Genomic DNA, 16,838 nt, shown 5'->3' on the forward strand with positions numbered 1-16,838 from the left:
CTTCAAAAATGGTGCGGAATGGCATGTAAAGGGTGCCAATGAGAGAGGGGGTCAGGCGGCGGATTCGGCCGGTGACTGGTGGTAGACGTGGGTCCAGACGTCGTTGCGGATGCGCGCGAACTCCGGGGAGAGCCGCATCTCCTCGGTCCGCGGATAGGGGAGGTCCACATCGATGATCCGGTGGATCCGGCCGGGCCTCGCGGCCATCACGACCACCCGGCCGGCCAGATACACCGCCTCGTCGACGTCATGCGTGATGAACATGACGGTGCGCCGCTCCTGAGTCCAGGTGTCCAGCAGCTGGTCCTGCAACTGCACCCGGGTCAGCGCGTCCAGCGCCCCGAACGGCTCGTCCATCAGCAGGACTTCGGGGTCCACGGCGTAGGCACGGGCGATGGCGCAGCGCTGTTTCATCCCCCCGGAGAGGGTCTTGGGCAGGGCGTCGGCGAAGTCGGAGAGGCCGACCAGCTCGATGGCGTGTTCGGCGCGCCGCCGTCGCTCCGCGGCGGGGACGTGTGCCAGCTTCAGCCCGAACTCGACATTGCCGCGCACCGTCAGCCACGGGAACAGCGCGTACTGCTGGAAGATCACCCCTCGGTCCGGCCCCGGCCGGGTGACGGGTGTGCCGTCCACCGTGACCGTGCCGGAGGTGGGCTCCACCAGTCCGGCCGCCATGGACAGCAGGGTGGACTTGCCGCAGCCGGACGGGCCGACGACCGCGACGAACTCCCGGTCCCCGATGTCCAGGGAGACCTGGCCGAGGGCGGTGAAGGTGGAGTCCTTCATCGGGTAGGTCTTGACCACGTCCCGGAAAGAGATCTTGGTGCTCATCGACGCTCCTGCCATGCGGTGAGACGGCGTTCGGCCAGCAGCAACAGCCGGTCCATAAGCAGGCCGATGACGCCGATGGTGATCAGACCCACGAAGATCGTGGGAACGTCGTAGTAGGTCTGGGCATGGACCATCTCGAAGCCCAGTCCCTTCTGGGCGCCGATCATCTCGGCCGCCACCACGGTCGCCCAGGCCGCGCCGAGTCCGATGCGCATGCCGACCAGGATGAACGGCGTGGAAGCCGGGATGACCACCTTGAGGAAGACGGTCCGGTCCGAGGCGCCGAGCACCCGTGCCGCGTCGATCAGTGTCCGGTCCACTCCGGTCACTCCCTGGAAGGCGGCCACCACACAGGACATGAACGCCGCCAGGAAGATGACGAAGATCTTCGGGGCCTCGCCGATGCCCATCAGCACGATCACCAGAGGGATCAGCGCGAGTGGCGGGATCGTACGGAAGAACTGGACGTACGGCTCCAACAGGCCCCGGGCCACCGGATACCAGCCCATCAGGAAGCCCACGGGCACGGCGACCAGGGTGCCGAGCGCGAACCCCAGGAGCACCCGCTGGAGGCTGGCCAGCGCGTCCTCGGTGAGGGTTCCGTCGGAGAGCAGTTCCCGTGCCCGGGAGCTCACGGAGAGCGGTCCGGGGATGTCCGCGAGCCCGGCGGCGGCGGTCAGCGCCCAGAGGGCGATGCCCAGGACGACGGCGATCAGATTGAACACGAGGGGGTGGACGGTGCGTCGTGCGCCGCGTGGCGCTTGTGGTGTCGTGGGGGTCTTCTCGGGAGCGGTGACCACCGTCATGGACGCCTCGCGGGGTACATGGGTCCTCCTCTCCGGCCCGGGACCGGGCCGGATCAGCCCGGACGGGCCGGGTAATGGCTCAACAGGGGGGATTCACACAGGACAAGGGCGATACCGCCCAGGGCGCCGCCGGCCTCGCCGAGCGCCGCCGGCCTCAGGTCCACGCGGTCCCGTGAGATCGGCATGATGTGTGCGCGCAGCGCCCGTTCGACCGGTTCGAAGAGCGGTGGGCCGGCCGCGGCGAGTTCGCCACCGAGCACGATCACCCCGGGGCCGATCGCGTTGCACACCGCCGCCAGCACGGTGCCGATATGGGTGCCGGCCACCTCCAGCGTGCGCAGCGCCACCGGATCGCCGGCCTCCAGCGCCCCGAGGAGCGCGGCCAGGCCGTCCGCGTGGCCGCCCGCGCGGCGGTAGGCGGCGAGCACGGCGCCCACCGAGGCCACCGTCTCCAGGCAGCCGGTGGCGCCGCACGAACATCGTCCGTCGCCCGACTCGACCGCGATATGCCCGAACTCGCCGGACAGGCCGTACGCCCCGCGGTGCAGGGCGCCGGCCACCACCAGCCCGCCGCCCACACCGTGCGACAGCCGCAGATACAGCACGTCCTGACCGCCCGCCGCGGCGCCCCAGGTGGCCTCGGCGAGCGCGGCGAGCCGGGTGTTGTTGTCCACCAGTACAGGCGCCTCGAAGCGCTTGCGCAGCAGGGCGGGCAGATCGGCGGAGGGGCACGGTTGCGCGGGCCCCGCGTCGGGCCCCGCGTCAGGGCCCTCGACCGGGCCGACCACGCCCACACCGATGGCGTTCAGCGCGCCCAGCCGCAGGGCACCTTCGGCGAGCGTGCCGACCAGCCGCTCGGCCAGGGTGATCCGCTCCTCCCAGGGCAGCCCCGGGTCGTGCGGTTCACTGGCCGAACCGATCACCTCGTGGGCGACGTTGACCGCGGAGACATGCACCGCCCGGCGGGCGAAGTCGATGCCGATGGCCTGGCCCGCGCTGGGGTTGAGCGTCAGCGCCTCCACCGGCCGCCCCCGCCTGCGCGGGGCCGTGCCGGGCGCCGTGGCGACCACGGCGCCGCTCTCGATCAGCTCGGTGACGATATCGCTGAGGGTGGTCCGGGAGAGCCCGCTGTGCTGCCCCAGTTCGGCCCGGCTGAGCGGGCCGTGTTTGCGCAATAGGTCCAGTACCAAGTCTTCGTGGCCCCGTCGCAACCGGGCCAGGGGGCCGTCCTGATGGGGCTGCATGCCGACCAGCATGCGCACGCCGGCCTATTTCGTCAACACCCCGGAATAAAAGAAGGCTCAGGCGTCGCGGACACGGCGGAAGCCGCGGTCGCCGGGGAAGCGCTCACCTTCCCCGCCCGGTGCCCCACCCTCCTTCATCTCGCCCCACCACGCCTGCTATAGCTCTTGGCTGACTCTTCATCACGGCGACATCTCCCGCCGCAGCTCAAGGAATGCGATCATGCTGACCTGAGCATGCCAACCCCCCACCTTCCCGGCGTGCCACGCCGCGGTCGTTCAGGAGGACGCAGTGAAGAAGAGTTCGCGGATCGGCAGAGTGTCCGCCATCCTCGGCAGTGCCATCGTGCTGGTCCTGGCCTTCCCGGGCAGTGCGCTCGCGGACCCGCCCAAGGGCCTGCCCGCCAACGCGGACGGCACGGAGCAGACGTTCCAGCCGGCGTTCGACTACGACACCGACGGCTGCTACCCCACGCCCGCCATCGGCCCCGACGGGACGATCGCGGGCGGGCTCAACCCGAGCGGCGCCCTCAACGGCCAGTGCCGCGACTCCTCGGACCTGGACAACACCAACGGATACTCCCGCTCCAAGTGCAACAACGGCTGGTGCGCGATCATCTACGGTCTGTACTTCGAGAAGGACCAGGCGGTGGCCGGGAGCGGTCTCGGCGGCCACCGCCACGACTGGGAACACGTCGTGGTGTGGGTGCAGGGCAACGAGGCCAAGTACGTGGCCACCTCGGCCCACGGCAACTTCAACATCTACAACCGGGACCAGATCCGCTGGGACGGCACCCACCCCAAGGTCGTGTACCACAAGGACGGCCTGAGCACCCACTGCTTCCGCCCGGCGAACAACAACGACGAGCCGCCGGAGAACCACCAGCACACCTGGCAGTACCCCGCGCTGGTCGGCTGGAACGGCTACCCCGCCGGGCTGCGCGACAAGCTGAGCCAGGCCGACTTCGGCAGCGCCACCCTCGGCCTCAAGGACAGCACGCTCAACTCCCACCTCGCGAAGGCCAAGCCGTCCGACATCCCCTTCGATCCCAACGCGTGAGCAACCCCAACGCGTGAGCGACACCGCCCCGGGAGGCGACATGGCGTCAGCCCCCGCCTCCCGGGGCCGGGCGCAGCCCACCGGCCCGGTCAGCGCCGGGGAGGCCCGGCCGGGGGCGGCTCGACCTCGAGGTAGCGGTGGCGGCGCGGCCCCCGGTACTCCAGCGCGTCCCAGCCCAGCCGCCGCAGTACGGCCGCACAGTTCCGCAGCGCGTCCTCCGCCGCGTACCCGGCGCCACTTCCCGGCGGCCCCAGCCACTCGACCCGCACCACCCCGGCCCGCTCCGCCGCGCCGAGGCAGTATCCGGTCGCCGTACGGCGGCCCTCCGCGTCGACGGCCGACGGCGGAACCCCGGCCGCCTCCAGCGCCAGGGCCACGGCCCGCACCGGTTGACGCCGCTCCCACTCCGCGGGCACCCCTTCGGGGGCGGCGGTGTCGGCGTTCATCATCCGGCGGATCTGCAGCAGCCCCTCGAACGCGGTACGCACCGCGGCCTCGCGGCCCCGGCCGTCCCCGGCGGGGAGTTCCGCGGCGCCGGTGGCCACCTCGAACTCCGCCATCCCCCTCGCCCCCTTCGGACCTGGCCCTCCATGGCCTCCCGTGGCCCGGCCGCGCTGCTCAGCGCCGTCGCGGACGGTCGGCCTCGACCACGGCATCGGCGAAGGCTTCCGGAGCCTCCTGGGGGACATTGTGGCCGATGCCCTTCAGCGTCCGGTGGGCGTACGGCCCCGAGAACTTGTCCCGGTACGCGGCACCGCCCCCGGCCGGGGTGAACGGATCGCGCCCGCCGTCCAGCGTGACCGTGGGGACGCCGATGACGGGACCCTTGGCCAGGCGCCGCTCCAGACCGTCGTACCGGGGATCGCCCGCCGCGAGCCCCAGCCGCCAGCGATAGTTGCCTATCACGATGCGCACATAGTCCGGATTCCTGAAGGCGGCGGCGGTGCGCGCGAAGGTGGCGTCGTCGAAATGCCATGTCGGAGAGTTGAACCGCCAGACGAGCCGCCCCAGTTGGCGTCGGTAGTCGGGATTCTCCAGCCCGAGTACACCCCTCTCGGTGGCGAAGTAGTACTGATACCACCAGGCCCATTCGACCTTCGGTGGCTGCGGCCGCTTGTTCGCCTTCCGGTTGGTGATCAGATAGCCGGTCACCGAGACCAGGGCCTTGCAGCGCTCCGGCCACAGCGCCGCGACGATGTCGGCCGTTCGCGAGCCCCAGTCGAATCCGGCGAGGATCGCCCGCTCGATCCCGAGGGCGTCCATCAAGGCGACGAGATCGACGGCGAACACCGACTGCTGGCCGTCGCGGAGTGTCCGGGGCGACAGAAAGCGCGTCGTGCCGTAGCCGCGCAGATACGGGACGATCACCCGATAGCCCTTGGCGGCCAGCAAGGGCGCCACATCGGCGTAGCTGTGGATGTCATAGGGCCAGCCGTGCAGCAGGACGACCGCGGGGCCATGGGCCGGACCGGCCTCGGCGTAGCCGACGTTCAGCACCCCGGCCCTGATCTGCCGCAGGGCGGCGAAGGACGGGTGCGGCCGCGCGGCCGACATCCCCTGCTCCGCCGGGTCCGAAAGCGTCCCCGTGGCCTCCGCCGAGCCGGTGGCGGCCCGGCCGGCGAGCGGTGCCCCGACCGCGCCCGCACCCACGATCTTCCAGAAGCTGCGCCTGCTGAACATCCGCACCCACCCTCCACCAGTGCGAACCGCTCCCCGGCCCTGGCATCCACCATGGCGCACGCGGCTGCCCCTCGCACGCCGTGCGTCACCTGCCGGAGAGGTGATACGAGGCGGCGCGGATGGGTCCCTCCTCGGGGGATGGGTCTCTCCTCGAGCGGATGGGCCTCTACTCGTAGAGCTCCTCCTCCTCGGCGAGCTCACGCTCCTCGGTCACCGCCATCCTGCGCTTGATCACCGCGGCCGCCGCCAGCGCGCTCGTGGTGAACGCCGTCGCGATCAGCCACGGCCGGTCCAGCACATGGCAGGTGACGTGGTCGAGGGAGTAGCGGCCGGGTCCCGAGATCCCGAGCGCCGCCGCCGAGCAACCCAGCAGGGCCGGGAACTCATAGCCTCCGGACTGGGCGAAGAACCCGGCCGGCGCGTTCACCGACACCGCCCCCGCCATCGTCCCCGCGGCCGCCGCCCCGGCCGCGGGAGTGGCGAAGCCCAGCGCGAGCAGCAGCCCGCCGCCCGCCTCGCCCAGCCCGGCCACCACGGCGCTGACCCGCCCCGGGCGGAAGCCCATCGCCTCCATGACCTCGGCGGTACGGTCCAGGCCGTCACCCCCGCACCAGCCGAAGAGTTTCTGCGCGCCGTGCGCGACCAGCACCCCGCCCACGCCGAGGCGCAGCGCGAGCAGCCCGAGGTCCTTGCGGTGGGGCATGGGGTCTCCTCCGCTCCGGGGCATGGTGTCTCCTCCGCTCCCGTAGGGGCACACCACGGATGGCCGCCCGGCGTCTCACCCAGTCTCGGTACGCCTCCTGGGCCCCGCCGTCGCTGCTGCGCCATCGGAGTGCATCAGCTCCGTCGTGGTGACCGCGCGCAGACCGCGCCGGCGCAGACCGTCGAGGACCGCGGGCAGCGCGGTCAGGGTCCCGGAGTGGCCGAAGTGCAGACTGACCACGGAACCGGCGCGGACCTGGCCGAGGACCGCGTCCCGTACCGCGTCCGGGCCCGGGTCCTGGAAGTCGAGCGAGTCCACGTCGTAGGAGAGGACGTGCGGGTATCCGGCGCGGGCCGCAAGCCGGGTCACGAGGTCCGTGGCGGTCCGGGCCTGCGACGGCCGGAACCAGCTGCCGATGGTCCCGGTGAGGCGGCGCAGCCGCTCGGCGCACTCATCGATCTCCGCGTACGCCTCGTCGGCGGGCAGGGCGCATACGGCGCGGTGCCGCATGGTGTGGTTGCCCAGCTCATGGCCGCCGTCCAGGACCCGCCGGGCCATCTCCGGGCGTTCGTCCAGCCAGGTGCCGACGGCGAGGACGGTGACACGGGCCCCCGCCCGCTCGGCCTCGGACAGCAGCGAGCGGGCGAGCTCCGCGTCGCCCTGGCCGTGGAAGGTGAGGGCCACCGCGCTTCCGTCGCGCGGCCCGTGGGCGATCCGCGGTGGCAGCCCGGGGAAGCGCACCGGTCCGCGTGGCGCGTGTCCGGCGGGCGTGGCCCGGTCCGAGGCCGCGCCGGAGGAGGGCGTCTCGCTGGGACCGGCCGGCCGGGACGACGAGGAGTCGGCGTGATGGCCGCAGCCGACGCCGCATGTCGTGGCCGCCACGGCACCGCTCGCGGACCGCAGGACAGCACGGCGGGAGGGAGAGGACACCTGAAGCATGAGAGCACGCCCCCGGCCGATATGCGGCGATTCCTCTCCGGTGGGGTGTGTTTTTCCGTCGATCGCCTCGCACGGGCTCGCCCCGGGCTCCGGGCGCGTCGGCGGAGGCCCTCGGCACGCATGGCACGCTGGGCCTTTGCATGTTCGAGCACCACCGAGGAGACGAGCCACCGTGCCGCAGAACCACCCACCGGAGTCCATCGCCGCGCCGGCGGTGCTCGCCGAGGAGCGACGACTCCACAAGGACCTCGGATTCTGGGCGCTGACCGCGATCGGGTTCTCCAACATCCTGGGGTCCGGGTGGCTGTTCGCGGCCCTGTACGCCGCCCAGACCGCCGGCCCCGCCGCCCTGCTGTCCTGGATCGCGGCGGGTGTGCTGTGTGCCCTGATCGCGCTCGTCATGGTGGAACTCGGCGCCACCCGACCGGAGGGCGGCGGCACCGTCCGCTGGCCGCTGTACGCCAGCGGACGGCTGGTCGGCACGATGATCGGCTGGTCGGTGCTGCTCTCGGTGGGCGGTACGGCGGCCGAGATCAGCGCGATCATGCAGTACGCCGCCCACTATCTGCCGGGGCTCTACAACGGCGGCACGCTGAGCGCCTCGGGCCTCGCGGTGGCCGTGGCCCTGAGTGTCGTGCTGACGGCGTGCAACTGGTTCGCCGTACGGATATTCGCCCGGCTGAACAACCTGATCTCGGTGTTCAAGGTCGTCGTCCCCATCCTCACCATCGTCGCGCTGTTCCTGTCCGGCACCCACTCCGGGCGCCTCACCGACCACGGCGGTTTCGCCCCGTACGGCTATGCGGCCTGCCTGACCGCGCTCGCCGGCGGCGGCATCGTGTACTCCGTCAACGGCTTCCAGGCCCCGCTCGACTTCTCCGGTGAGGCCCGCAATCCGCGCCGTAACGTACCGGCGGCGGTGCTCACCGGCATCGGCCTCGCCGTGCTGGTCTACCTCGGGCTCCAGCTGGCGTTCCTCTACACGGTGCCCGAGTCGCTGCTGGGCCATGGCTGGAAGGGGGTCGACTTCGAGTCGCCCTTCGGGCAGCTCGCCCTGGTGCTCAACCTCCACTGGCTGGCCACGCTGCTCTACGCCGACGCGGTGGTCTCACCGGGCGGATCGGCCTATGTGGGCGTGGCCATCGACGCTCGCCATACGTACGCCCTGGCCAAGAACGGTCTGCTGCCCCGCTTCTTCATGCGCATCCACCCCTGGTCCGGGGTGGCACGGCGGGCGCTGCTGCTCAACCTCGCGGTCATCGTCGTCTTCATGCTGCCGTTCGGCGGCTGGCAGGACATCGTGAGCGTGATGGGGGACATGTATCTGCTGATCTACGCCGCCTCGGCGGTGGCCGTCGCGGCGTTCCGGGCGCACGACCGTGAGCGGGGAGTGGCGCGGGCCGAGGGCCAGGTGCCGGGGGTGCGCTGGATCGCACCGGTGAGCTTCGTGGTGGCGAGCGAGTTCGTCTACTGGTCCGGCTGGCACGATCTGCGGCTGGCGCTGCCCTTCGTGCTGGTCGGCGCCGTGTTGTTCCTGTTGCAGCGGCGCGAGGACGGAGGCGCACCGCTGGGGGAGGAGCTGCGGCACGGCGCCTGGCTGGTCTTCCACCTCGCCGCGCTGACCGTGCTGTCGTGGCTGGGCACCTTCGGTGGTTCCGGCCGCCTCCCGGCGCCGTACGACACCGTGACGGTGGGCGTCCTCGCGCTCGCCGTGTTCCTGTGGGCGGTCCGCTCGGGCGCCCAGCACCTGCGCACCTCGCAGCTCAGCGCAGCGTCGCCGTGAAGCTCCGGCCGTAGGCGTGCCTGGTGGTGACGGCGATCCGGGTGCCGCCGGGGACCCGGCCCACCCGGACACCGTCGTCCGCCGCCACGGCCCTCATCCTCCGGCCCCGGATGACGAGCGAGACCGTGTCGCGCTCGGTGGTCGGATCGGACACCGCGACCGCCACGCCGCCGTCCCGCGTCTCCCGCAGGATCACCGAACCGGGGCCGCGCACCGACAGCCGTCCGGCGTGGTGGGTGCCGGGGGTGAAGGCGTTGAGCGCGGTGATCCGCAGGCCCCGGTGGGCCACGGCCTGCAGCCGGGTGGTGTTGGCCAGGACGGCGAGCGGGCGGCGGGCGTAGCCGCCCAGTCGGCGCTCGGTGGCGTTCGGGACGAGGGCGTACGCCATCGAGGTGTGCGGCGCACCCGCCGCCCGCTCGACCGTGACGGCGAAGAGCTGTTTGGTCACCGGGAGGTCGGGGTTGGCGAGGCGGACCGCGCGGCGGCTGCGGGTGACGGTGTCCAGCGTGACGGTGGGCGGTGGCCCGTCGAGGAAGACATACCCGACCGAGGCGGCCCGGGTGGCATTGGCGTAGCGCAGCCATGCGAGCGAGGCCGTGCCGGTGCCGGACCAGGGCGCGCCGCCGCGTAGCCGCCCGGTGAGGGTGACGGTGTCCGAGGGCGCGGCGATCCGGGTGTCGAGGGTGGTCGTCACCGCGCGGCCGGTGGCATCGCCGACCCCCGCGGCCAGCACCACGATCTCGTCGTCGAACAGGAACCACGACTTGGTGGCGTCGGCGTTGCGGTACACCACGAAGTCATCGGGCAGGTCGCCCGCCTGCTTCGCGGCGTACGCCACGTCGTCGGACTGGACCAGCCCCGCCACACCGTACGGCCCCAGGGCGGCGCCACCGGAGAACGGGTGGGTGCTCCGGGGGAAGTAGACATAGGTGTTCTGTGCCTCCGAGGAGGAGGTGAAGCCACGCTCGGGGTTGTCGTACCAGAGCGTGCCGTACAGCTCGGGGATCGTGCGGCGCGTCTCCACGGGGGCGGTGACACCGGCGAGGCGCTGGGGCGGGACGGCGGTGAGGTAGTCGATGCCGAACGCCTGGGTCTGGTCCTGGCCGGACAGATACAGATGGTGGGCGCCGTCCCCCTGGAACCAGGGCATCAGGTTCTCACCGCTCATGTACTCGTATCTGCTGATCCTGGACGAGCTCCGGGCCAGGGCGAACGCGTAGCCGGGGCGCCGGTGGACGGTTCTGTCCATCGCGTTGAACGCCACATGGCGCTGGGCGGGTCCGAGGTCCCCGGCCGGGACCGAGGGGTCGGCGAGGATGTCGGCGTAGGCCGCGACGCTCACCGGGGACACGAACCCCGAAGGGTCGAGCGTGGCCTTGGAGGTCTGCCGCAGATACGCCACATAGCCCTTGAGCGCCGTGGCGTCGGCGTCCGTGGCATGGGCGGAGAGGCCCACCACGGCCTCCACCACCTCGGCCGCGTCGGCGTACCCGGTGGCCGGCCGGGACACCCCGCGCCCCTTGACGATCTCCATCAGCCAGCCTTCGAAGATCAGCGGTGCGAAGCCGTCCACCACCCATCCCTGTGTGACGCGGACCAGCTGGTCGTCGGTCGTGTAGCCGGTGCCGTCGAGCATCTTGACGGTCTGCACGACACGGGTGAGCAGGCCCTTGCCGTAGGAGCCCGTGTAGGCCACGGACGCGTGCTGGATGAAGGAACCGTCGGCGTAGAAGCCGTCGGTCACCCCGTGCCGGAGCTCGTACGGGTCGATGGTGGCCAGGATGGTCAGCTGGTCGGCGATGGCCTTGGTGATCCGGGCCTCGTCGCCGAGGACGGCGCCCTGGAGGACGCGGTTGGTGGTGATGTCGGCGAGGTTGGCGCCGGTGTGGAAGCGTGAGTCGAGGTCGACGTCGCCGTCCTTGCCGTTGCGCAGATACGCGTCCATCGAGGCCACGTAGGTGGCGGCGAGATCGGGCCGGTAGGCGGCGAGTTCGTCCGTGAGCAGTGCCAGCATCTTGCTGACGTGGGTGGAGATGCCGATCTCCCAGGTGAACCAGTTGCCGTAGTAGCCCTTCGACTGGTCGCCGTAGTAGTGCTCGTGGAGCCATATCAGGCCGTCGATGACGCGCCGCTGGACATCGGTGTCGCCGTGGAGTCCGGACGGTGTGCCGCCGTCCGGTGTACGGGTGGCGAGGGCGATCTCGTAGAGGTACTGGAACGAGGTGACCAGGTTGGGATCGCTGGTGCCCAGGGCGAGGCCCTGGAAGAGCTCGCCCTGACCGGCGCGGTCCATCGCGGTGAGCCGGGAGCGGGCGGTCGCGGCGATGGAGGCGAGTTTGGCGCGTACCTCGGGTCGGGCGTTGGTCTCCCGCGTCCCGGCGAAGACGGCCACGGTGTTGTCGATCAGCCGGGTGTGAGCGGCCCCGGTCGCTTCACCGGCCACGGCTCCCGCGGCCCGTGCGCGCAGCGGGAGGGCCATGGCTGCCAGTGCGGCCGCCGGAAGCGTGGAGACGAGAGCACGACGCGAGAGAGGCACGGGCACGCTCCAGCGGTCTACGGGGTCCGATGGGGAACCGCCGGACCATTGAAGCAACCCCGGCTTCCCCTGTCACGGGGCCGGAACGGGGCCGAATCAGGGGTGCGCGGGCCAGTTCCTGTCGCCAATATGGACAACGAAATCGTTGACAATCTTGTTGGCCTAGATTTACCTTCGACAGGCACTCACTCAGGGAGGGCACGATGCCGGAGGAAGCGCGTCCAGGCACCGGAGAGCAGGCCAAGCAGCATGCGTTGGAGCAGCTGAGGCAGGCGATTTCGCGCGGGGAGATGGCACCGGCCCAGCGGCTGGTGGAGAACGAACTCGCCGAGCAATTCGGTGTGACCCGGGCGAGCATTCGCGCGGCGCTGATCGACCTGGCCTCCGAGGGTCTGGTCGAGCGGATCCGCAACCGTGGCTCACGGGTGCGGGTGGTGAGCGTGGAGGAAGCTGTGGCCATTACGGAATGCCGCATGGTCCTGGAAGGGCTGTGCGCCGCCAAGGCGGCCGTCGAGGCGAGCGAGGAGCAGCTGACCGAGCTGGCCGATCTGGGCACGGCGATGTCCAAGGCGGTCGCCGACGGCGAACCGCTGACCTACTCCGACCTCAACCACCAACTGCACGCCCGCATCCGGGAGTTCTCCGGTCAGCAGGTGGCGGTGGAGCTGCTGGAACGGCTCAACGCACAGCTGGTGCGCCATCGCTTCCAGCTCGCGCTGCGGCCGGGGCGTGCCCAGCGGTCCCTGGGTGAACACCTGGCCGTGATCGAGGCGATCAGGGCCAGGGACCCACAGGCGGCCGAAGCGGCCGTCCGTGCCCACCTCGCCAGTGTGATCGACGCGTTGGGCGAATGACGCGGGGCTCGCGCCGCGGGGTGGGTCACCGACCTGTCCAGCAAGGAGATATCAGCGATGACGCACGGTAGCGCGGGTGACACGCCCGCCGCCGCACGGCCGAACGGTGTGATCGTCACCGACCCGCCACGCGCCGAGGCCAGGCATGTGGAGGCCCTGCGGGGGTACGGCGTGGCCACGGTGCACGAGGCCATGGGCCGTACCGGATGCCTCGGCCCCGGGCTGCGCCCCGTCCAGCAGGACGTGCGCATCGCGGGCACCGCGGTCACGGCGCTGTGCCGGCCCGGCGACAACCTGATGATCCACGCCGCGGTCGAGCAGTGTGCCGAGGGCGACATCCTGGTCGTCGCCACCACATCGCCGTCCACGGACGGCATGTTCGGCGAGCTCTTCGCCACCGCGCTCCACCACCGCGGTGTCCGCGGTCTGGTCATCGACGCCGGGGTGCGTGACACCGCCGAGCTGCGCGCGATGGGCTTCCCCGCGTGGTCGGCCGCGGTGTGCGCCCAGGGCACCGTCAAGGCCACGGCCGGATCCGTCAACGTGCCCGTGGTGGTGGGCGGGCAGTGCATACGTCCCGGCGATGTGATCCTCGCCGACGACGACGGGGTGATGTGCGTACCGCGCCAGTCGGCCGCCACGGCCGTCGAGGCGGCCGAGGCGCGCGCCGCGAAGGAGGAGGCGACCCGGGCCGCCTTCGCCGAGGGCCAACTGGGCCTGGACCGCTATGGGTTGCGGGAGACCCTGGCCCGGCTCGGGGTGCGGTACCAGCCGTACGCCGAGTATGCCGAGGACATCCGTGGTGGGGCCGTCTCATGAGCGGGCCGGAGGGCGTGCGCTGCATGCTGATGCGCGGCGGCACCTCCAAGGGCGCCTACTTCCTCGCGGAGGACCTGCCGTCCGGCCCCGGCGCCCGGGACGATCTGCTGCTGCGGATCATGGGCAGCCCCGACCCACGGCAGATCGACGGCCTCGGCGGAGCGCACCCCCTCACCAGCAAGGTGGCCGTGGTCTCCGCCGCCCAGGACCCGGACGCCGATGTCGACTATCTGTTCCTTCAGCTCGGCGTGGACAAGGCCGAGGTCTCCGACCGCCAGAACTGCGGCAATCTCCTGGCCGGGGTCGGCCCCTTCGCCGTGGAACGGGGCCTGATCGCCGCCCGGGACGGGCGGACACCGGTACGGATCAGGATGGTCAACAGCGGTGACCACGCCACCGTGACGGTTCCCACCCCGGACGGGCGCGTCGACTACACCGGTTCGGCAGAGATCGCGGGTGTCCCGGGCTCCGCCGCCCCGATCGTGATCGGCTTCGAGCAGGGCAGCGGCCCGCTGCTGCCCACCGGCCACGCCCGCGACCTCATCGACGGCACGGCGGTGACCTGCGTGGACAACGGCATGCCGACCGTGCTCATCGCCGCGTCCGCCCTGGGCGTCACCGGCTATGAGGACCCCGAGGAACTGGAGGCGAACGCCGCGCTCGGCGCCCGGCTCCAGGAGATCCGGCGGGAGGCGGGCCGGTTGATGGGCCTGGGTGATGTGAGTGCCACGACCGTGCCCAAGCTCAGCCTGCTGGCCCCGCCCGCGCACGGTGGCACCGTGATGACCCGCACCTTCATCCCGGTCCGCTGCCATACGGCGATCGGCGTCCTGGGAGCCGCCAGTGTCGCCGCCGGGCTGTGCGTCGCGGGAAACGTCGGCGAGGACGTGGCCCGGCTCCCGGCGACGGGGGAGCGGCTGCGCGTCGAACACCCCACCGGCTTCCTGGACATCGACACGTCCGTGGACGGCGGCGCCACTCCGATGGCGCGAGGAACGGCCGTCGTACGCACCGCACGGAAGATCTTCGACGGCACGGTCTTTCCCCGCCCGGCCTGATCCGACGCCCCGTTCCGCTCCCGCACCACCCCTCTTCTCCCGCTACGGCACCACCATGCCTTCTCCCCGCCCACTCGACTCAAGGAGTTGCCGATGACCCCGCCGCTCGGGGACATCGCCCACCTCGGGCATGTCGAACTGCTCACCCCCGACCCCGACCGCAGTCTGTGGTTCTTCACCACCATCCTCGGGCTGACCGAGAACGGCCGCTCCGGCGACTCGGTCCACCTGCGGACCTGGGACGACTACGAACACCACAGCCTGACCCTCACCGCACACTCCACCTCGGGCATCCGCCGCACCGCCCTGCGCGCGACGAGCGAGGAAGCCCTCCACCGCCGGGTGAAGGAGGCCGGGGCCGCCGGGCTCCCCGGGCGCTGGGCCGAGGACGAGCCCGGTATCGGCCCGCTCTATGTCACCAGCGACCCGGACGGCCATGAACTCGCCCTGTACTGGGAGTCCGAGTGGTACGAGGCACCGCCCGAGCTGGCCCCGGGGCTGAAGAACCAGCCCCAGGCCAAGCCCGCCCACGGCGTCGGTGTGCGCCGCCTGGACCACGTCAACTTCCTCGCCTCCGACGTCGCGCCCAACGCCGCCTTCACCCGTGAGGTGCTCGGCGCCCGCCCCACCGAGCAGATCGTCCTCGACACCGGCCGGCCGGCCGCCCAGTGGCTGACGTTCACCAACAAGTCCTACGACATCGTCTACACCGAGGACTGGTCGGGCTCGCGCGGCCGGCTGCACCACATCGCGTTCGCCACCGACACCCGCGAGGACATCCTGCGCGCCGCCGACCTCTGCCTGGACAACGGCGTGCACATCGAGACCGGCCCCCATAAGCACGCCATCCAGCAGACGTTCTTCCTCTACGTCTACGAGCCGGGCGGCAACCGCGTCGAACTGTGCAACCCGCTCACCCGCCTGGTCCTGGCCCCCGACTGGCCCCTGATCACCTGGACCCAGGCCGAGCGCGCCAAGGGCCAGGCGTGGGGTCTGAAGACCATCGAGTCCTTCCACACTCACGGCACCCCGCCGATCGACTGACCGCTCACAGGACGCGCCTCCAGGACGAGAGGAATGCCATGTCCTCCATACCCACCCCTCGCGCCGCCGGTTCGCGCGGCACGGCACTCGCGGTCCTCGTGGTCGCGCTGTGCTGGACGGTCGTCCTCTTCGACGGCCTCGACCTGTTCATCTACGGTGCCGTGCTGCCCGGCATGCTCGACGACCCCGACCTCGGGCTGAGCCCCGGCCGGGCCGGTGACCTCGGCAGCTGTGCCACCTTCGGCATGCTGCTGGGCGCCTTGTCGGCGGGCACCGTCACCGACCGGATCGGACGCAAGAAGGTGATCATCGGCTGTACGACGGTGTTCTCCCTGGCGTCCGCCGTGTGCGCCATGGCCCCCGACCTCGGGGTCTTCGGCGTCGCCCGGTTCGTCGCCGGGCTCGGCCTGGGCGGTCTGCTGCCCACCACCATCACCCTGGTCGCCGAATACGCGCCGCGCGGCCGAGGCAACCTCATGATCGGGCTGTTGATGACCGCCCATCAGGCGGGCGGCATTCTGGCGGCGTTACTGGGCCTGTGGCTGGTGGAGCCGTTCGGCTGGCGCTCCGCCTTCTGGGTCGGGTTGGCGCCGCTGGTCATCGCCGTGCCGCTGGTGGCGATGTACCTCCCCGAGTCCCTCGGCTTCCTCCTCGCCCGCGACCGTACCGACGATGCCCGCCGACTCGCCGACCGGTACGGGGTCGAACTGCCCGCCGGCGAACCGGCCACCGCGACGTCGCCCGACCGCCGCCACGCCCTGTTCGCGCTGTTCCGCGATGGCCAGTGGAGGAAGACCCTGCTGTTCTGGTGCGCCTCCTTCGGCGGGCTGCTCCTCGTCTACGGCGTCAGCACCTGGCTGCCGACCATGATGCGCGGTCAGGGCTATGAACTCGGCTCCGCCCTGGCCTTCCTCATCGTCATCAACCTCGGCGGCATCGCCGGCATGCTGGTGGCCGGGCGCATCGCCGACCGCTTCGGCGCCGCCCGGGTCGCGGCGGCCTGGTTCGGCTGCACCGCCGTCGGTATCTATCTGCTCGGCATCCATATGCCGCTGGCGCTCACCTACATCGTGGTCTTCCTGACCGGTCTGTGGCTCTTCAGCGCCCAGACCATGGTCTACGCGACCGTCGCGGGGCGCTCCACCGCCGAGAACCGCGCCACCGCCGTCGGCTGGACCTCCGGCATGGGCCGCTTCGGCGCCGTCTTCGGGCCCTGGCTCGGCGGGCGGCTCGTCGCCAACGAGGCGCAGGACTGGGGCTTCACGGTGTTCGCCGCCACCGCGCTGTTCGCCACCGCGATGATCGGCCTCACCGGCCTCCGCACCGTGCGGAGCACACCGCGGGGCGGCCCCGCACAGCCCGTGTCCACCACTGGCTGACGTATCCCACCACCGGCTGACGTCTCCGTCTTCGGCCGACGTATCCGCCCCTGGCCGACGTCCACCCCTGCCCTGCCACGCCGCACAGCGGGGTCACAGGAACGC

Annotated in this window: 15 protein-coding genes; 7 read left to right on the top strand and 8 right to left on the bottom strand. The window is 71.5% G+C overall.

Annotation, left to right across the window (positions count from 1 at the left end; translation table 11 throughout):
• Positions 1-51 precede the first annotated feature (51 nt).
• From J2Z30_RS07445 to J2Z30_RS07455, 3 genes are read right to left on the bottom strand one after another with little or no spacing between them, the layout of a single operon-like run.
• On the bottom strand, positions 52-831 hold the full coding sequence (locus J2Z30_RS07445; protein ID WP_044579830.1) for an ABC transporter ATP-binding protein: 780 nt from the start codon (positions 829-831) through the stop codon (positions 52-54).
• Complete coding sequence (locus J2Z30_RS07450; RefSeq protein ID WP_044579832.1) at positions 828-1,637, bottom strand: ABC transporter permease; 810 nt, start codon at positions 1,635-1,637, stop codon at positions 828-830. The genes J2Z30_RS07445 and J2Z30_RS07450 overlap by 4 nt, the downstream gene beginning before the upstream one ends.
• 53 nt (positions 1,638-1,690) lie before the next feature.
• Entirely contained in the window at positions 1,691-2,893 is a 1,203-nt protein-coding gene (locus J2Z30_RS07455; protein WP_044579835.1) for an ROK family transcriptional regulator, read from the bottom strand.
• Positions 2,894-3,170: 277 nt separating this feature from the next.
• On the opposite strand from J2Z30_RS07455, the gene J2Z30_RS07460 reads away from it, so the two are divergent.
• Positions 3,171-3,938 carry an NPP1 family protein gene (locus J2Z30_RS07460; protein ID WP_044579837.1) on the top strand — a complete coding sequence of 256 codons (768 nt, stop codon included), beginning with the start codon at positions 3,171-3,173 and terminating at the stop codon, positions 3,936-3,938.
• An 89-nt stretch (positions 3,939-4,027) separates the two neighbouring features.
• Here J2Z30_RS07460 and J2Z30_RS07465 read toward each other — a convergent pair whose 3' ends face one another.
• From J2Z30_RS07465 to J2Z30_RS07480, 4 genes are all read right to left on the bottom strand, one after another.
• Positions 4,028-4,498: a hypothetical protein gene (locus J2Z30_RS07465; RefSeq protein WP_044579839.1), complete on the bottom strand. Its 471-nt coding sequence runs from the start codon at positions 4,496-4,498 to the stop codon at positions 4,028-4,030.
• A 58-nt stretch (positions 4,499-4,556) separates the two neighbouring features.
• Positions 4,557-5,618 (bottom strand): alpha/beta fold hydrolase, encoded by a 1,062-nt coding sequence (locus J2Z30_RS07470; protein WP_044579842.1) that lies wholly within the window; start codon positions 5,616-5,618, stop codon positions 4,557-4,559.
• A gap of 166 nt (positions 5,619-5,784) precedes the next feature.
• Entirely contained in the window at positions 5,785-6,321 is a 537-nt protein-coding gene (locus J2Z30_RS07475) for a DoxX family protein (RefSeq protein ID WP_044579844.1), read from the bottom strand.
• 75 nt (positions 6,322-6,396) lie between these two features.
• On the bottom strand, positions 6,397-7,260 hold the full coding sequence (locus J2Z30_RS07480) for a polysaccharide deacetylase family protein (protein ID WP_044579847.1): 864 nt from the start codon (positions 7,258-7,260) through the stop codon (positions 6,397-6,399).
• Between the two features lie 172 nt (positions 7,261-7,432).
• On the opposite strand from J2Z30_RS07480, the gene J2Z30_RS07485 reads away from it, so the two are divergent.
• Positions 7,433-9,043, top strand: a complete 1,611-nt coding sequence (locus tag J2Z30_RS07485; protein WP_044579849.1) for an APC family permease — start codon at positions 7,433-7,435, stop codon at positions 9,041-9,043.
• Here J2Z30_RS07485 and J2Z30_RS07490 read toward each other — a convergent pair.
• Entirely contained in the window at positions 9,024-11,579 is a 2,556-nt protein-coding gene (locus tag J2Z30_RS07490; RefSeq protein WP_107073427.1) for a polysaccharide lyase family 8 super-sandwich domain-containing protein, read from the bottom strand. The genes J2Z30_RS07485 and J2Z30_RS07490 overlap by 20 nt on opposite strands.
• Positions 11,580-11,782: 203 nt before the next feature.
• On the opposite strand from J2Z30_RS07490, the gene J2Z30_RS07495 reads away from it, so the two are divergent.
• From J2Z30_RS07495 to J2Z30_RS07515, 5 genes are all read left to right on the top strand, one after another.
• The gene (locus tag J2Z30_RS07495; RefSeq protein WP_044579852.1) at positions 11,783-12,433 is read left to right on the top strand and encodes a GntR family transcriptional regulator; all 651 of its coding nucleotides are present in this window, start codon (positions 11,783-11,785) and stop codon (positions 12,431-12,433) included.
• Between the two features lie 57 nt (positions 12,434-12,490).
• Complete coding sequence (locus tag J2Z30_RS07500) at positions 12,491-13,252, top strand: 4-carboxy-4-hydroxy-2-oxoadipate aldolase/oxaloacetate decarboxylase (protein ID WP_044579855.1); 762 nt, start codon at positions 12,491-12,493, stop codon at positions 13,250-13,252.
• Positions 13,249-14,310: a 4-oxalomesaconate tautomerase gene (locus J2Z30_RS07505; RefSeq protein ID WP_044579857.1), complete on the top strand. Its 1,062-nt coding sequence runs from the start codon at positions 13,249-13,251 to the stop codon at positions 14,308-14,310. Before J2Z30_RS07500 ends, J2Z30_RS07505 begins: the two co-directional genes overlap by 4 nt.
• 93 nt (positions 14,311-14,403) lie before the next feature.
• The gene (locus J2Z30_RS07510; RefSeq protein WP_044579858.1) at positions 14,404-15,354 is read left to right on the top strand and encodes a catechol 2,3-dioxygenase; all 951 of its coding nucleotides are present in this window, start codon (positions 14,404-14,406) and stop codon (positions 15,352-15,354) included.
• A 38-nt stretch (positions 15,355-15,392) separates the two neighbouring features.
• Positions 15,393-16,733 carry an MFS transporter gene (locus J2Z30_RS07515; RefSeq protein WP_044579861.1) on the top strand — a complete coding sequence of 447 codons (1,341 nt, stop codon included), beginning with the start codon at positions 15,393-15,395 and terminating at the stop codon, positions 16,731-16,733.
• Positions 16,734-16,838: the final 105 nt, after the last annotated feature.

Origin of the sequence: Streptomyces iranensis (assembly GCF_017874715.1) — a bacterium.
In the GTDB taxonomy this organism is placed as follows: Bacteria; Actinomycetota; Actinomycetes; order Streptomycetales; family Streptomycetaceae; genus Streptomyces; species Streptomyces iranensis.

What these genes read in the sequence shown, in the direction of transcription:
- J2Z30_RS07480 (WP_044579847.1), bottom strand. Translation starts at nt 7,260, where the DNA reads ATGCTTCAGGTGTCCTCTCCCTCCCGCCGTGCTGTCCTGCGGTCCGCG.
- J2Z30_RS07470 (WP_044579842.1), bottom strand. Translation starts at nt 5,618, where the DNA reads ATGTTCAGCAGGCGCAGCTTCTGGAAGATCGTGGGTGCGGGCGCGGTC.
- J2Z30_RS07495 (WP_044579852.1), top strand. Translation starts at nt 11,783, where the DNA reads ATGCCGGAGGAAGCGCGTCCAGGCACCGGAGAGCAGGCCAAGCAGCAT.
- J2Z30_RS07450 (WP_044579832.1), bottom strand. Translation starts at nt 1,637, where the DNA reads ATGACGGTGGTCACCGCTCCCGAGAAGACCCCCACGACACCACAAGCG.
- J2Z30_RS07475 (WP_044579844.1), bottom strand. Translation starts at nt 6,321, where the DNA reads ATGCCCCACCGCAAGGACCTCGGGCTGCTCGCGCTGCGCCTCGGCGTG.
- J2Z30_RS07465 (WP_044579839.1), bottom strand. Translation starts at nt 4,498, where the DNA reads ATGGCGGAGTTCGAGGTGGCCACCGGCGCCGCGGAACTCCCCGCCGGG.
- J2Z30_RS07445 (WP_044579830.1), bottom strand. Translation starts at nt 831, where the DNA reads ATGAGCACCAAGATCTCTTTCCGGGACGTGGTCAAGACCTACCCGATG.
- J2Z30_RS07515 (WP_044579861.1), top strand. Translation starts at nt 15,393, where the DNA reads ATGTCCTCCATACCCACCCCTCGCGCCGCCGGTTCGCGCGGCACGGCA.
- J2Z30_RS07500 (WP_044579855.1), top strand. Translation starts at nt 12,491, where the DNA reads ATGACGCACGGTAGCGCGGGTGACACGCCCGCCGCCGCACGGCCGAAC.
- J2Z30_RS07455 (WP_044579835.1), bottom strand. Translation starts at nt 2,893, where the DNA reads ATGCTGGTCGGCATGCAGCCCCATCAGGACGGCCCCCTGGCCCGGTTG.
- J2Z30_RS07505 (WP_044579857.1), top strand. Translation starts at nt 13,249, where the DNA reads ATGAGCGGGCCGGAGGGCGTGCGCTGCATGCTGATGCGCGGCGGCACC.
- J2Z30_RS07510 (WP_044579858.1), top strand. Translation starts at nt 14,404, where the DNA reads ATGACCCCGCCGCTCGGGGACATCGCCCACCTCGGGCATGTCGAACTG.